We start from the raw sequence: 18,347 nt of genomic DNA, 5'->3' as shown, positions 1-18,347 counted from the left end.
ATATATCAATGAACTTTTTTAACTAACCGAAAACAATCTTCATTGCCAGTCGTTAATCGTAAATTACCAAGGAATCGAACCCCAAAAATGAACCTAATCACCCTACTCCAGTATAACTTTTATTCTTATGAACTTCGCTTGTTTCTCAAAGCGGGTGCAAATATACAACCACTTTTTAATTCCACAAAACTTTTTTGAAAAAAAATTAAAGTTTTTTTTAGAACCTAAATCAAATTAAAACAAAACAATAAAGCCCCGTAAAACCTAACCTAACAAACAAAATCAATCTCAATGAACTAACAAAACAATATCCCGTTTTGCGGGTGCAAACATACAACCCTTTTTCTAATCAACAACAACTTTTTTGAAGAAAATTTTAATCTTTTTATAACAACCTCTAAACATTACGTTTACACTAACAAAAAAATTGAAAAACAATACCTAAAACAAAGAACCATCTGTCCTTATTATTATATCACATAATTACAGCAAAAAAATAACAACAAAAATTACCCCGAATAAACCAATGTATATCATCTATTAATCATTCACCACATCTGTAAGCGAAGATTATTCTACTAGAACAATTATCATTAAAAAACATAAATAAAATCTACGAAATATCACCTAGGACAGTTAGTGAATCACCAAAAACAAATATTACAAATTCTAAAACCTAAAATATCATTAAAAAATTAGTCAAATTACTTTCGGGATCTAATTGTAACTTTTTTCTAAGCTTATGTCTATTTACATCTACACTCTGAGGACTTATTCCTAACAAAGGTGCTATTTCTTTGGAAGACAAATTCATTTTAAGGTAAGCACACAACCTAAGATCTTTTGATGTCAAGCTAGGATATTGTTTAGACAAACGCTCATAAAATTCCTGATGTGATTTATCAAAATTTATTTTAAATATTTTACTTTCCTTATCCGTTATATAATATTCTACTAGTCTTTTCAGGTCCATGTAGTTACTATCATGAGATCTAGAATTAGGGGAATCCTGAATTTTCACTATTTTATCTCTAATCTTTTTTAAAATTTTATTTTTATTGAGATTTACATAAGCAATTTGAGTAAGCTCTCTACTCTTTGCTTTTATTTCACTTTCTAATTTAGAATTCTTAAGCTCGATTATTTTACGTTCTTGTTCTAATTTTTGTGCTTTATATTCTTCTTCTTGTTTCTTTAGTTTTTCTTCCTTCAGTTCCAATAATTTCTTTTTTTGCTTTTTCATTTTATAACGATTGATAAAACGTGCAACAAAAAGCATCGCTCCAATCAACAAAACATAAAAACAATAGGCCCAAGGAGTTCTATACAAAGGTGAACTAATGGTAAAATCAAAAGAAGATTCTTTTATAATCTCATCATACCTTGCTCTTACATCAAACGTATAATTACCTTCTTTCAAATTATAGAGGGTGTGCTCGGTAGAAGTTGTCCAATCACTCCATTCTTGATCATTTACTCTTGATTGAAAAGTGACTTTTTTACCGTATATAGGCAAAGCATACCTTATCTTAAGATCATTATCGCGAAAAGGGATCTTAGATTTTTCTTTATAAGACACTTTACTATCTACAGAAACAAAATCTCGAATTAAAACCTTTTCCCTTATATTTTCTAGAGGAGTTAAATTATCTCTAACATACACCGAAAATCCGCTATATATAGGAATAAGTTCATGCTTATCATCTAATTTAAAGGAATTTAAAACATCCGGAACTAATTGATCTTGTAGTTCCCTAAGATTCAACATTCCATTGTCGCTTTCTATAACAATACTTTCATTATCAGCATACCAAGTTTCTCTTCCTTTTTTAATAATTCTAGGGGAATATCCTTTTTTGCCACCAAGTTCTTTCTTTAGAAAAGAATCATTCTTTGAATCATATGTATATACATAAAAACCGGAAGTAATCATTATGTCTTTATCTACTTTAGATAAAGACAATACAGCTCCTTCAAAATCACTTAGAGGGAAAAAGCTTTCCTGCACGAGTTTTTTTCCACTATAATCTAAGCTGAACTTAAAGACGCCTTCAGATCGTAAAGCCAACCAAATATAATTATCCTCATCTACCTCAAGATACCTTACTGATTTACTAAATCCTTTAAGTTGAAATTCTTTCCATTCTTCTTCTCGTTTTTCATATAAGGAGACACCATTATAATTAGGAGAAACAACAAAGTCTTTATCATCTTCCCTAAACAATCTAAAATCCCACGCTCCTTTACTGAAACCCATCTTCTTAAGAACTTTCCCACTAAGACTATATGCTCCAGTATCATGACCAACAAACACCTCATTATTAATTGAAACAAGGTTCCAAACTTGACCATTCAATAATTGTTCAAAATCCTCTGTATCATCAACTGACTCTACGCCTAAAGAATAAAGCCCCTGATTTGTTCCTACATAATAAAAATCATTTTCTTTTACAGCGGCATACGTAGTACCCAATTTACCATAATAATCATAAAAATACTTCAATGATGAATTTAATTTTAAGTAATCAACCCCATAATCCAATGCTAACCAAAGGTTGTATTCATCATCTTGAAATATTGACAAAACAGTATTGTTTTGCAACCCCTTTAATTTATTGATGTTTTCAATTTGCCCTGTTTCAAGATTCAGTATGTAAAGCCCATTAGAAACAGTACCCAACGCTACTCTTCCATCCTTAAGTTTCAGAAAAGAAAAAATTTGAGCTTTTCTCACCTCTTCAGACAAAGAGAAATTCAATGCAGCAATTTCACCGTTACTTAATCTAAATAATCCTTTTGTATCACTTATAAGAATTAAATCATCTCCATCATCGGTTATCCCAATGATATTTGCATTTAGATCGGTATTATCATAAATCGGCAACAAACTTGTTCCTGAAAGTTTAAAAACACCATGTTTATCATCATTAATATATAAATCTTCTTCTATTTTATAGCTCCATTTAAAACAACAAGGAGCAGGAATCTTGGTTATAATATTACCTTGATTTATATATAAATTGCTAAAGGTTTGAAAAACAACTTCTCCATTAATTTCATGTATCCTCCAATACTCTTCTGCACTATCAGAAACACCTTTATCAACATTGTTCAACAAAGAAACTTCATATGCATTATTAAGTTTATTTTTTAACAATCCAAAATGACCATCTGCCCCAAAATAAATAGAATCCTTATTCTTAACAAATAGACTTCTATTGACCATAGCATTATTAGTTGCTACAGCATTCCATTCACTACCATCAAAAATTAAAACTTTATTTTTATTCGCTATATATATAATCCCATTTTCATCTTGCTCAATATCCCAAGACTGAGCACCAAAACCCATATTTTTAGTATCATAATGAGTAATCTTAGGTAAAATCTTGTTTTCAATGGATTGCGAAAAGGAAAGAAATTGAAATAAAAAAAGTAAAAAACAAATACGATTCATTAAATGCTATTTTTAAGCTAAGGTAGTCTCTCAAATATACTAAATTATATCTTAACATTCTTAATAAAAGCATATTAAAAACAAATTCAATAAAACACCTTAAATTTTATGATTCCATATAAAAACGAAAATATCTATACAAATAATGGTAATTCGTTTCGTAAAGCCCTATTTTTAAAGCTACAATACTTAGCTTAAGAACGAAATGAAAATATCACATCCAAAGTTCATTTTTTATACTTTTTACGCACTACTCGTTTTGAGCTGCGGTAAGAAAAAAAAAACCAAATTATTTACCCTAAAAAACCCAACTGAAACCTCTATCAATTTTTCCAACAACTTAACCAACACGTCAGATTGGAATGCACTTAACTACCTCTATTTTTATATTGGAGCTGGGGTCGCAAGTGCCGATTTTAATAATGATGGTTTATCAGACTTATATTTTGTTGCTAATATGGAAAGTGACAAATTATATTTAAATAAAGGGGGGCTGAAATTTGAAGATATCACTAAGGCATCCGGAATTAATAATAGTAGCGGTTGGTCTTCTGGTGTTACTCATTTAGACATCAATAATGACGGATGGTTGGATATCTATGTTTCTAAACTTGGAGAGCACAGAAATAAAAAGGGTAAAAATTTATTATACGTAAATCAAGGAATAGACAAGAATGGAGTTCCCGTTTTTAAAGAAGAAGCAAAAAAATATGGATTAGACATTATTGGTTTCTCTAACCAAGCAGCTTTTTTAGACTATGACCTTGATGGTGATCTTGATTTATATCTTTTACATTATTCGGTGTATCCAAAAAGAACATATGGGGATGCCAAAAAACGTCTCATAAAAGATTCTCTAGCTGGTGATAAATTTTTCATAAATGATAACGGTATTTATAAAGATGTCACCAATGAATCAAAAATTTTTAGCAGCATTATTGGCTATGGACTTGGTGTATCCGTAAGTGATATAAACAATGATGGTTATCCCGACATTTATGTAGGAAATGATTTTTTTGAAAATGATTATTTATACATAAATCAAAAGAACGGAACTTTTAAAGATATCCTTTCTCAAGATTTCAAAAAACTTGGTCATACTACAAATTTCTCTATGGGTAATGACATTGCAGATTTCAACAATGATGGTCGTATGGATATTCTATCACTAGATATGCTTTCTGATGGTTTACAAAGTTTAAAGACTACAGAAAGTGATATGAATTATCAAAACTTCAACCAATATCTGCGCAAAGGATATCACCCTCAATTTATAAGAAACACGCTACAACTAAATAATGGAAATTTAAACTTTAGTGATATTTCTTATCAAGTAGGTGTATCAGGAACGGAATGGTCCTGGGCCGGATTATTTGCAGACTTAGATAATGATGGTTTTAAAGATATTTACATTACGAATGGAATATACGGAGCTACCAACGATAAAGATTTTGTTAGTTTTATTTCTAATGGAATTATTTCAAATCAGATCAGTACCAATATGTCTGAAAATGATTTAAAATTAGTCGACAAACTTCCTAAAAAACATACTCCTAATTATTTGTTCCGAAATAAAAATGGTTTTGATTTTGAAGACATCACTGAAACTTGGTTCGAAAAAAAACCTTCTTTTAGTAATGGCGCAGTATATGTGGATTTAGACAATGATGGAGATTTAGATCTAGTGACAAATAATGTCAATGAACCTGCTATGATTATGGAGAACAATAGCAATTCTATATCCAAAGAGCACAACTATTTAGCAATTGATTTTAATGGTTCCAAAAACAATCACTTTGGCATAGGAACTAAGGTAATTGCTTACACTAAAAATCAAACTATTACTCAAGAAAACTACCCTTCTAGAGGTTATATTTCTGCAGTTTCTCCTAAAATGCATATAGGACTGGGAACATCTAAGGAAATAGATTCTTTAACCATAATTTGGCCAGGAGGATCTTTTCAAACATTAAAAAACGTAAAAGGGAATCAATTATTAAAGGCCAACAAACAAGAAGCTAAAAATAATTTTTACACAACAGCTACTAACAATAATAAAAAGTCATTATTGACCAATGTTTCTCAAAAAATTCCATATCGTCATAATGATAATAATTACAATGAATTTAATAGAGAAATTCTTATCCCATACATGAATACTAATCAAGGGCCTGAAATTACTGTTGGTGATATAAATGGAGACAATAATGATGATTTTTTCATAGGAGCTGCCAAAGGAAAACCAGCTCAACTATTCATACAAAAAAATGATGGATCTTTTATTCCTCTAAAAATTCCTGAAATAGACCAAACTCTTCATTCCGAAAATACAGACAACATATTAGTTGATACGGACAATGATAATGATCTTGATCTTATTATTGTCAACGGAGGAAACGAAATTGGAACAGCACCTGAAAATCTTTCTGTTTATTATTTCAGAAATCAAAAAGGATCATTTATTAGAGATAATCAAAACTTCCGAAACATATCAATTAATGCATCTGTTGTAAAATCATTTGACTTTGATAATGATGGAGATCTAGATATACTAATCGGTTCCAATAGTATCCCTTCTGCTTTTGGTATGAATCCTCAGAATTACATTTTTGAAAATGATGGAAGTGGAAATTACGTTGACGTTACAAAAAAAATAGCGCCAGAACTCAATTCAGTTGGATTAGTTCAGGATGTAACATTAGCAGATACAAATAACGATAATAAAACTGACATTATAGTTGCTGGGTATTGGATGCCAATTCAGATTTTCATTAATAAAGACAATATTTTTAAACTAGATAAAGGTAGTGATCTTAAAAAATCATTTGGTTTTTGGAATTCTGTAAAAGCTAATGATATTGATAATGATGGAGACATTGATATCATTGCTGGAAACTGGGGATTAAATACTAGATTAACTGCTAGTTTAGAAGAACCAATAACTCTTTTATTAAATGATTTTGATGATAATGGAAAAATGGACCCTATAATTACACATTTTTACCAAGGAACAGAAACAGTTTTTAATAGCAAAGATGAATTAAGTAAGCAGATGCCAATTATCAACAAAAGACATTTATCCTATGCTAAATTCGCCAAAGCGAACTTCTCCGAATATCTTCCAGAAGAAAAAATCAAAACTTCCATAAAAAAAAGGGTAACCGAACTACAAAGTTGTTATTTCATAAACAATGGCGATGGTACTTTTCAGAAAAGATTCTTGCCCAAAGAAGCTCAGATTTCATGTATTAACACTATGTATATTGATGATTTTAATAATGACAATTACGACGACATCTTGTTATCTGGTAATAATTATGAATTAAACACTCAATTATCTAGACTTGATGCATTTCACGGAATGTTATTAATAAATGATCAGAATGGAGGTTTTTCAAAAGACAATGAGAGTTTGTTTGAAATTCAAGGTCCAGCCAGAGATATTGAGAAGATTATTATTAAAAATCAACAACATTATCTAACTAGCATAAATAATGACAGCATTTGTGTACTAAAAAAAAACCTACCATTCTAATTAATTCAGTCATTAACTAGCGCCTCTTATTTTTTTCTTTTAATTACGGAAAGTATTCTAATTGGAGCCTAAAAATAAAACCTCTCAGTAATATCCATTTTATCAAAACCCTTAAATATTACTCTTTTATAAAAGAGATTCACAAATCATTGGCATATATATCTTTTTTATTACAAATAAAAAATGCTGAAGATTTAAATATCTTCAGCATTCTAAAAAAACAACTAACTTAATTTAGTGAAACTCCTTTATTTTTATTGATACACTCTCACATAATCAACTTCCATTGTAGCCTCAGTAAAGTCAGCGCTAACTGCTCCACCAAAATCTCCTCCCATTGCAACGTTCAGGATAAAAAAGAAATCATCCCTAAACGGCAACCCATCAGTGATTGTAAACGTGTTATATTCTACACCGTCTACTTTAAATACTATTTTATTAGTATCCCATTCAGCTCTAAAAACATGAAAACCTTCATCTAAGCCATCAACATCTAAAGATCTTGATGTAGTATTATCAGCTCCGGTATTTCCAGGAAAGAAAACATTTGAATATGTACGTATTGGATTTCTCCCAACATACTCCATAATATCAATTTCCCCACAAACTGGCCATCCAACTTCATCTATATTAGCTCCTAACATCCAAAAAGCTGGCCAAGTACCTTGTCCTAAAGCTAATTTGATCCTTGCCTCCATAGTCCCGAATCTAAATTCACGCTTACCTTGAGTTTTTATTCTTGCCGAAGTATATGCATTACCATCTAACTGTTCTGCTTTTGCTGTTATTTTTAACAACCCATCTTCTACCACTAGATTATCACTTCTATCGGTATAACGTTGTAATTCATTATTCACTCCTAAATCACCAGTTTCAAACACCCAATTAGAACTATCTAAACTGCCTGAGTCAAACTCATCTGACCATACAAGTACTTGTCCAGGAAGCGGCCCAGATATAATAAGTTCTCCATCTGTAGTATCGTCTTCTCTAAGAATACTGATATTCCTAGTCGATTCAGAAATTCCACCAGAAACACTAACTGCTTCTACTCTAATATCATTTTGGTTAATACCGATAGCTTCAAAAGTATGTGTGTATTTACCATCTAATGTAGATGCTCGTTTAGTATCATTGATATAAAAATCATATTTAACAACTCCGGTAGCCGTCGCTTCTATAATTACTATACCTGATCCATCACCGTTAGGCATCTCGGTAGTCTTTCCTACTACATCAACAGTTACGGATAAACCACTTGGCCTTTCTACTTGAAAAACTTCATTATCCTCATTGCATGACATGAACGATAATGAGACAAAAACGAATATATAATTTATAACTCTTTTCATATTTATTTTTTTAGCAATTACATTAATTTGGTAATGTGATTCCACAATCTGTAGCATCTTCTACAGCCCTAAATCTTAGATACCAAGCATTCTCCCTATTCTCTTCATCATCAAAGAAAAATATTCTTAAAGAAACTAGATTACAGTCTATAGATAGTATTTCATATTTTCGAGTTGCATTTCCTATATAAAGTCCCATAAAACCATCTCCTCCTAACTCAATAGCTCTATCTGTAGTAAACTCTGGCAATAATTCTGAATTAGCATTTGTAATAGCAACAGAAACTGATGGTGGAGTAGCATCTAAACACTCTGCAGTATTACTACCTCCTGGAATTCCGGGTGTATAATCATCATGATACCAAGTATCACCCATATTATCAGTTGACATAGACAACGTAAAATTTTCAAGATCAAAATTAAAGGTCAACTCATCATTAAATAAACAATCTTCATTAAAGTCAGCAGAAGTTGGTGCCCACCAATACACAAGATCTCCATCATTCTGCGGAACATTTACTCCTCCTGGCCCTACTCCGTAAAAACCTGGATCATCACCTGCGTCTAACTTCCATGTTTTCGAAGAATCAATTGTTGTACTTCCTGCAAGTAATCCAAAAATAGATTTAGTCGTATCATCTAGATCCGTAAATACTGTAAACTCACCAGTAGTAGAAGAAGTTGCTCCTCCTATTCCAACAGCAATAATTGTATATGTATACGTATTAATTCCTGGTAGCGAATAATTAATCATCGCTGGTGAATCTCCATCAAACTTAAATGATTCAGATCTACCATCTCCTGTATAAACGATATATGTTATTATATCATCACCTTGTAAGTCAAAAAACACATTTCCAGTTCCGTAATCTGGATCTCCTTGACTGGGAACATTAGTCATTACAGAACTTATCGTTGGAGCACTAACATCACCAAACTCAAACTCTTCTTCCTGACAACTAACTATAGTCAACAACAAAGTAAGAATACCAATTCCGTATATATATTTAAAATTTTTCATATTCATAAATTGCATTAAATTATTGTCTTATATTATCAAAGTAGAATACCTCACCCATTCCGGCCGTACCAAAATCAAAGAATAAATCTACTTGTGTATATTCAATAGAACTATTAAAACCAGGAGCATTATTAAGATCATATGTAATTGTATGCCAAGCATTAGCTTGCGTAGTCATCACCTCAATCTCTGCAGCATCTCCAGCAGCATTTTCTACTTTAAACAAAACAGGTATTCCTGCTCTTGGCGACCAAACATCCACACTGATTAAGGTAGAACTAGAAAAATCTATCGCATAACTATCTCTAAGAGGCACTGCGACTCCTGACCAAACCTCTGATCCCATAGGTTTATTTAACGAAGCCACTTTTGTAGAAGTATTTATCCCCGACATATCTGGATTATCAATTACTTGTCCAACTGCATCTTCTGTTGCTGATCCTCCAAATCCAAATAAATCAAATGTTCCCGCACTACTTTCGAAATCAATTGGTAAAATAGGTAATACTGTGTCTAGCGTTTGTTCTCCTTGTATAATATTATCTATATAATACGTTACATTACCTCCGTCTACTCCAAAGTTGGGAAATATCACTAAATTATTGGCAGGATTAGTTGCAAACTGAGCAGCGTAATCCGTACCTGAAAAATCATATGTTAAAACTTCCCATGCATTAGCAGTTGTAGTAAGCACATCAACTTCTACTGCAGAACTAGCATCTACAAGGCTTTCTATTTTAACTTTAAAAAGAGTTCCTGCACTAGGTGACCACACCTTCATACTAAAAGTAGTTCCTGACCCAAAATTAATACCATTTGATAAACTCATTGCAGCTCCCGCCCATACTTCACTTGGACTACCATCTATCCATTCCACAGCCTTTGGACTTAGATTTCCAAAAACATCCGGATTATCAACTACGGTAACCGTTTGATTACCACCAAACGTATTAAACGAAACCATCTCATTTGGATCATCAAAAGTAATTTCTAATTCTTGAGGAGCAAATGCATCAACCGTTCCCATATCCTGAGTTACGGCGGCTCCTCCACTGTATGCTATTATAGTAATTGGATAAGTTCCTTCGGTTTGATATGTATATGTAGCAATATCTCCAGGTGATATTTGAACAAACTCATTCGTAAACTCTCCGAAATACACTTCTATATATGTTGCAAAATCCGCATTCGCTTGTACCGAATATGTAAGAAAATCATTGTTATCAGGAATTACTTGAAACGTAAGATTTTCTGGTGCCTTAAAAGAAACATCCAAACTCTCTTTGTATTCTGTTATCTGACCAATTGTGTTATAGGCCAATACTGTTACTTCGTAGTTTCCTTCTGCATAGGTATGCTGTGCACTTTCTCCATTTGTTAGAAATACAGAGTTTGTATCCTGATCTCCAAAAAACAATTCAAATGACAATACGTTAGAACCCATTGGGGTGATAGTTACATCTCCTGAATTATCATCTGCAATACTAAACAATACATCAGAAACAGAAGCTTCTTCAGCATTTTCTATGAATGCAGTATTACTATCATCTTGTTGACAGCCTAGAAAAACGGCCAAAAATGCCATCATTGCTGCTATTTTTACTTTTTTCATCAGTTTTTATTTCTTATGTTATCAATTACCATCCTGTATTTTGTACCCAATTCCCTTTTGCAAATTCTATTTCATCTTGGGGAATTGGAAATAACATATGCTTCTCCTGAAACGTTCCTGCACCATATATTGCATCTATTACTTGTTGAGCATTTCCTGTTCTTACCAGATCATAATATCTATGTCCTTCACCTGCAAATTCTAATCTTCGCTCTAGCTGTATTCTATCTTCCATTGATTGCCCTGATACAGATAAATCTACTACTCCTGCTCCGTGAGCTCTATCCACAACTTGTCTTAAATAACTTCTGGCAATATTATCCTCACCTCTTTTATTATGAGCTTCTGCTAACATTAATAAAACATCTGCATATCTCATGTATCTATAATTATGTGAGGATCTACTGAATTCATTTTCACTTTCATAATCTACAGTTTTGGTAATTATTTTTTCAAAATAAAACCCAACATCCGTACTACATCCTTTTACAACTCCTCCGAATTCTGTTTCTAAAGCTGCTTCATCTGCAAAACCTGTAAACTCAAAAATATCAAGGATTGTTGCTGCTTTCCTACTGTCAGTAGATTCATATTCATCTACTAAATCAGCCTGTGGTAAATTGAAACTATAACCACCTGCATAAACATCATCTCTATATCTAGGACCGGAGAACCAAGCTCCTATATTCCCTTCCTCATCTAGAAATGAAAAATCTCCCCAATTACCAACTTTAGCACTGGAAAATTGAATTTCAAAAATTGATTCAGGACCGTTCTCTCCTGAAGGTTGAAATATATCAGAGTAATTTGGAACTAAAGAATATCCTAAAGAAGTAACTTGTTCTAAATAAAGTATTACATTGTCCCAATCATTCTGATACAAATACACTTTACCTAATAACGCTAGAGCTGCTCCTCTAGTTGCTCTTCCTGATTGCTCCTGAGTTGTAGGCAGATTAGGGATAGCTTGCATTAACCAATCTTCTATTCTACTGTAGGTATCCTCTACTGATACTCTTGGAAATTTCTCAGCATCTCCTACAACAAAGGCTGAATCTTTAAATGGAAGCCCTCCAAAGTTTCTAGCTAATTCAAAATAATAAAAGGCTTTCAGAAAAACGACCTCAGCAATCATCCCATTTTTACCATCAAACTCAATCCTATCTGCATTATCTAAAAAGAAATCACATCGATATACTCCTGCAAAAAAAGAGTCCCATCTATCGCCGACTGATGTATTAGAAGGCGTATGACTAAAACGTTCTAATTCTTGATATTGCGGCTGATCGGTACATCCAATTTCTCCGGCTATTAAGGAATTATCAGACATAAACTCTCCAACAAATTGAGTTTGCCAAGTAGCCTGCAATAAATCATACGCTCCAATTAGCGCTTCAAAATAATCCTGTTCCGTTTGAAAGAATTCATCAATCCCTACTTCAAACTCTGGTTCTACATTAGTAAAATCATCACTACACGATAATGATACCATGAAAAAAGATAAGCATACACTTAATTTTCTCCAGTGATTTGTAAATTTAATCATAGCTTTTTTTTAAAATTTTACGTTTAACCCCAATGTCATAGTTCTTACAGATGGATAAAATCCATTATCTACACCTCTTGATATAACATCTCCTCCGAGTGCAGCAGGATCATATCCTTTATATTCAGTAAAAGTGTACAGGTTATTCACCGTTCCATACACTCTTACTTTTTCTATTTTTAATTTATCCAACATATCAGATGGTAAATTATAACCTAATTGCACATTATTAATTCTGAAATAAGAAGCATCTTCAACATAAAAACTGGATAACACTCCATTATTATTTGCCTCTGTTGTTACTCTTGGTATTGTATTACTAGAACCTGGACCTGTCCATCTTCCTAATACGTAATCTAATTGATTTACTGCAGGATTATCACGCTCATAAGATCTTAGCAATTCATTTCCTACAGAAGCATATGTATATACTCCAAGATCAAATCCTTTGTACTCGACCGTTAGGTTTATACCCAACGTAAAATCAGGAAGAGGATCACCTATATATGTTCTATCATCTTCTGTAATTTCTCCATCATTATTAATATCTACAAACCTTAGGTCTCCAGGAGCAACTGGCGCACCTAAATTGTAGATGGCATGGTTATCAATTTCCGCTTGTGTTTGAAAAATCCCATCAGTCTGATATCCATAAAAAGAACCAATTGGTAATCCTTCTTGGAATCGAGTAGAAGCCTGATCCAACCTAAAACCTCTTCTCTCTATAAAACCTCCTTGATTTACTTTAGTAACCTCATTATCTATGGTAGTAAAATTACCTCCGATAGTCACTTCTAAGTTTTTGTTTATCTGCTTATTATAATTAACAGAAAACTCAAATCCCTTATTTACAACAGTTCCGGCATTTTGAACTGGAAAAGAAGAGCCGGGAGCGGAACCACCAGATATACCTTCGGCTTCTAATCCGTCTACCAATAAATCTTCTGTAGTTTTATTAAAATAATCTGCAACTACACTAACTTTATTATTAAACAGTTCTAAATCAATACCTACATCAAATAGTTTGGCCTCTTCCCATTTTAGACTAGGATTAGGTAAACGCCCTGGCGCCACACCAAAAATCACTTGATTTCCACCTCCAATAGCATAATCAGAAGTTGCGTTTATATTCGATCTAAAAGCTCCAGAAATCTGACTTAATGCAGCATCATTTCCAACAATACCATAACTCCCCCTTAATTTTAAGAAGTTTACAGTATTGCTCTCATTTAAAAATCGCTCTTCTGAAACTACCCACCCTGCAGTAAAAGAAGGAAAAAAACCAGTGTTGAATTCTGGGCCAAAAGATGACGATTTATCAATTCTATATAGTGCCGAAAACAAATACTTTCCTTCAAAATCATATTGGAACCTTCCGAAGAACGCTGATTTTGTATTTTCATACTCATACTTCCCGTTAAAATTTTCAGGATTTGGTCTTTCATCATCTTCAAGTGATGGCGAAAATATTGTTCCATTTGCAACCGTAGCAAACTCCCAAGAGTTAAAAGGTATATTAAATGCTGAAGCTGAGATTCCATAACCCCAGAATCTTTGCGCTGTCGTTCCGACTGTCAATGTTGTTTGGTGCTTTTCTGCAAAAGTCTTGTTATAAGTTGCAACAAAATCAAAAACGTAATTATTATTTACTCGAAATTGCTCAGACACTGTATTTTCTTCATCTGCTATGTTCGCACTTTTAGAAGGTCCGTAAAAAAATGAAGGAGTAAACTGTCTAGCCTTATCGTTTTGACTAGTAATATTAAAACGAGGCTTTAACCTAAGGTTTGGTAATATCTTATAATCCAAGGCAATATTTCCCGAAAATCTTGATTGATCAAAATCGTTATATGAATTTTGTAATTGTGTTACAGGATTATAAACCTCATTAGAACTATCAGATGAACCAAGTGTAAGCACTCCATTTTCATCTCGTACTGCCAAATAAGGTTCACTATTTAATGCATTAAAAGTAACCGAACCTAGGCCATTTGCAAAAACTCCTCGGTTATTCGTATGTAAATAATTTACATCAGTAAATAACTTTAATGTTGGATATAAATCTACATTAAGTTTCAATCTTACATTATCTCTTATATATTTTGCTTTAGAACCTCCTATTGCACCTTCCTGATCTAAATGAGCCCCACTTAACAAATAAGAGAACTTTTCTCCACCTCCTGTAACTTGAATAGAATGATTAGTAACTGGAGCTTCTGTAAAAATTTCTTCTTGCCAATCAGTACCTCTTCCTAAAGAAGCTATGTTAGGAAAACGAATAGCTCCTCCTCCATTGATGAATTTTTCATTTTGTATTAATCCATACTCAGTAGCATTTAACACATTAATTTTTTTCGACACATTCTGGAATCCTGTGTATGTACTGTATGAAAAGCTTGCTTTTCTATTTTTTCTTCCAGACTTAGTAGTAATTAATATAACTCCATTACCCGCAGAAACCCCATAAATTGCAGCTTGTGCATCTTTTAAAACTGTAAAAGTTTCTATGTCGTCTGGGTTTATATTATCAAAATCTGAAAGCCCACCATCTATAAAAACCTGTGGTTCATTATTAACATTAGAAGAAACTCCTCTAATAGCTATATTAAAAGCAGCTCCAGGGTTACCTCCTTGTTGTGTTACCTGAACTCCAGCTGTCGTTCCCCTTAGACCTTCTATAGCCTTCTGAGGTTGTAATTGATCTAGTACTTCTGCTTGTACTGTGGCAACTGCTCCAGTAACTTCTTTCTTTCGTTGTGTACCATAACCAATTACTACTACAGATTCTAGTTCTGCAATATCTTCTTCAAATTGAATGTCTAACACTTTAGTATCACCAACTACAATAGTAATTGTCTTAAACCCAACAGAACTAAACTCTAATACCTCTCCCTTTTCGGCTGTGATTGAGAAAATCCCATCAAAATCAGAAGTAGTCCCTGCATTTTTGCTTTTATTAATAATATTAACAAAAGGTAAAGGCTCTCCCGTTTTGGAATTAACAGTTTTACCCGATACTGTGCTTTCTTGAGCAACACATAAATGTGTTGTGATAACAAATAGATATAATAATATATTCCTCATTAGGTTTAAAAAATTAGCTGAAAAGACAAATAAACATTTAATTGTTTTTTCACATTTATTCTGTCAAAGCTACAATAAACTTAACCTAAATTTAGCAATATATCAATCTTAACAACGTATATACAACGGAGATATCATTCTTAATTTTTAAAAATCACAAAACAAATTAAAACATTGATTATCAAATAATTAATCTTTAAAAAATGTTTTACTATACCTTAAAAAAAGATCAAAAGTAACAACATCAGTATTATAGATTTTTTCAATACACAAACGTTGTTAACTGTTAATTATATTTTAAATAATTCATCAAAAAATACATCCTTGATATTTATTTAACAATATAATTTTATAAAACGTAATTTAAAAAAAGAAGAATATTCCCAAGAATCTAAACAGCTTATATAATTTATCGACTTAAATAGTACTAAGCACAAAGCTTAGATCAAAATAAATAATACTACAAAGAAGCGTGTAACGATTTTATACAAGAAATCTTTACGTTCGGAAAGATTGGTAATAATGACTACATAGATAAGATAAAACCCAACAACAAATAAATTACAGCTATCTACAATTCTATTGATTACATATAATGACTTATAAAAAGAAGTTCCAAACCAGACCAAAACGTATAACAGCATCACGAGGAGCATATCCAGGAGCAGAAAATTCGTTATTCTGGCTAAAGGCTTCTCCAAAGTTTTCTACTTTAAAGTAAATACGGGTTTGTCTAATTTTGGCATTAAAAAAGATATCAAACTGAGGAAACCCACCAAAAGTTTGCCTCGTATCTATGGTATTATCAGGATCACTGTTATCAAACTGATCAAAATAATCAATCTCATTCTGACTTTGCACATAAAACTCAGACAATACCGGATCATATCCATCAGCATCATATTCAGAATAGTATTTAAAAGTAACTCCCGTTTGCAAGAATAGAGCACGTTTAAACCAATGATCTTGATAATAAATACTATTTCGTGTAACTACATTTGGTATTCTATACACCTCTCCACCAGCTACGTTCTGATATAAAATAGAATTATCAATACCCAACCATCCAAAATTTAGGTTTTGAGATAGCTTCAATTTTAAAAGCTCTACCTTACCGTCATATTGTTCTGGAACAGTTAAAGAATCTGTTCCTTTTGTAAAGTACGTATAGTTATCAATTGTGGTAAAACTAGCCTCAATATTAGCAAACTTTTTTACTTGAACATTCGCCTGAATTTTTTGAGTTTCTATATTTTTAAAATTATCATCGTCATTAGCGTTATTAAAATTTTGCCAGTTATACCCAACATAATCACTTTGATACAATAAGAAATTATAATTAGGCGCAGTAGAATTTGTACTTATTCCTAATTGCAATCCATAGTCATTAAGTTGATATCCAGCAGAAGCATTTAGATAGTTCCCATCAAAATCTCCTGACACAATAGACATTCCGTTAGCAGCCAATTCAAATCCTTTATAATTTTTTTGATATGAACCACCAACAGTTAATACATCTCCTTTAATCCTATTCGTAATGTTGGTTCCATCTTCTAAACTAACAATGGTATTATATCCATAATTATAATCCGAATACCCAGCATTAAGCCTTAAATTACCTAACCAAACATTATCAATATTTACAAATAACTGATTCGTAAAATCCTCTAACGCTACTTTATCTAATAAAGCACCTGTAGTCTCATAAGATACTCCAAAAAGATCATTAGCCGCATCTTGATCAAACTGAAAAGACTTATCAGTTATATCTAATATATGACCGATTGCTATATCGGTATTAGAACTATCTGTTTTCTTTATAACTGAGTAACTATGATTTAAATAAAATCTTTTACCTAATAAAATACTTTCAGCATTTTCAAAGTTAACTTCTATAGAGGCTCTTTCAGAAAATTCATCAGCATCCTGAAACTCTGCAGTATTAGAAAGGTATTGATTAAGTCCATTCTCTGACAACCCCCCATTTTCCTCATTCAATAGATCCTGAGAAACAAAATGTGTCTTTATTTTATACCTGTCATTCTTAGTATTATAATTAGCCGTTGCTCTAAAATTACCAGTACTAGTTAGCGCGTGTTGATATTTACCCAATGATCTATTACCCTTATAAGCAATAGAAAGATTTAATCTAGGTGAAGTATTTATTGTGAGAAAAGCATCCAATTGTTGTCCTTGCTCAAAAGTAGTTTTAAAATATAGCTCTGTAAGTGGCGTAGGCACATTGTAATATTTAATATCCTCAACTTCCATAAAATTAAAATGCCTAGCTCTCGCTCCAAAAAGTGGCAACAAATGATCTCGTTCTTCAACCTTCACTAAACTATTATACGTCTGTCCCACATTATTAATAGGTTGCAAACCAAAATCATCTCTTCGCAGATAGTTAAAATTATAATCCCTTTGTATAGTTAATGTAGTATCTACAAACGTAGTGTCATTTTTTAGATCAATGATCTTATAATCTGTAATAGGAGGTTTACTCTTGCTTTTTTTCGTCAAAGGCCTTTTGCTTTTAGCGAAGTCTGGTTTTTGCTGAATATTCGTACCTCCCCCATCTATTTCCTCTTCATTTCCTTCCTGAGCAAAGGTTATGGACCCTAATAGAAGTATAATTATAAATACTAAGTTCTTTTTCATCTATATAGTAAACTGATGGCAAAAATATACTTTTTTAACGAAAGTCAATAGGTATGAATTGCCCGTTTTAATACTAAGTTTT

8 protein-coding genes are annotated in these 18,347 nt (G+C 32.2%); 1 reads left to right on the top strand and 7 read right to left on the bottom strand.

Annotated elements, in window-relative coordinates:
• Positions 1-676: 676 nt before the first annotated feature.
• Positions 677-3,457 carry a helix-turn-helix and ligand-binding sensor domain-containing protein gene (locus tag BMY33_RS15770; RefSeq protein WP_091410298.1) on the bottom strand — a complete coding sequence of 927 codons (2,781 nt, stop codon included), beginning with the start codon at positions 3,455-3,457 and terminating at the stop codon, positions 677-679.
• A gap of 205 nt (positions 3,458-3,662) precedes the next feature.
• On the opposite strand from BMY33_RS15770, the gene BMY33_RS15765 reads away from it, so the two are divergent.
• Complete coding sequence (locus BMY33_RS15765; protein ID WP_091410296.1) at positions 3,663-6,992, top strand: VCBS repeat-containing protein; 3,330 nt, start codon at positions 3,663-3,665, stop codon at positions 6,990-6,992.
• Between the two features lie 254 nt (positions 6,993-7,246).
• On the opposite strand, the gene BMY33_RS15760 is transcribed toward BMY33_RS15765, so the two are convergent.
• From BMY33_RS15760 to BMY33_RS15735, 6 genes are all read right to left on the bottom strand, one after another.
• Entirely contained in the window at positions 7,247-8,344 is a 1,098-nt protein-coding gene (locus BMY33_RS15760; protein ID WP_170837095.1) for a glycoside hydrolase family 16 protein, read from the bottom strand.
• 22 nt (positions 8,345-8,366) lie between these two features.
• The gene (locus BMY33_RS15755; RefSeq protein WP_139195677.1) at positions 8,367-9,365 is read right to left on the bottom strand and encodes a hypothetical protein; all 999 of its coding nucleotides are present in this window, start codon (positions 9,363-9,365) and stop codon (positions 8,367-8,369) included.
• 19 nt (positions 9,366-9,384) lie between these two features.
• Complete coding sequence (locus tag BMY33_RS15750) at positions 9,385-10,977, bottom strand: phage tail protein (RefSeq protein ID WP_091410291.1); 1,593 nt, start codon at positions 10,975-10,977, stop codon at positions 9,385-9,387.
• A 25-nt stretch (positions 10,978-11,002) separates the two neighbouring features.
• Positions 11,003-12,523, bottom strand: coding sequence for a RagB/SusD family nutrient uptake outer membrane protein (locus BMY33_RS15745; RefSeq protein WP_091410290.1), 1,521 nt, complete (start codon positions 12,521-12,523; stop codon positions 11,003-11,005).
• A gap of 9 nt (positions 12,524-12,532) precedes the next feature.
• Positions 12,533-15,607: a SusC/RagA family TonB-linked outer membrane protein gene (locus tag BMY33_RS15740; protein ID WP_091410288.1), complete on the bottom strand. Its 3,075-nt coding sequence runs from the start codon at positions 15,605-15,607 to the stop codon at positions 12,533-12,535.
• Between the two features lie 600 nt (positions 15,608-16,207).
• On the bottom strand, positions 16,208-18,265 hold the full coding sequence (locus BMY33_RS15735) for a putative porin (protein ID WP_091410287.1): 2,058 nt from the start codon (positions 18,263-18,265) through the stop codon (positions 16,208-16,210).
• Positions 18,266-18,347: the final 82 nt, after the last annotated feature.

The organism is Aquimarina amphilecti (assembly GCF_900109375.1).
Lineage (GTDB): Bacteria > Bacteroidota > Bacteroidia > Flavobacteriales > Flavobacteriaceae > Aquimarina > Aquimarina amphilecti.
This window is presented reverse-complemented; position numbering and strand designations above follow the sequence as displayed.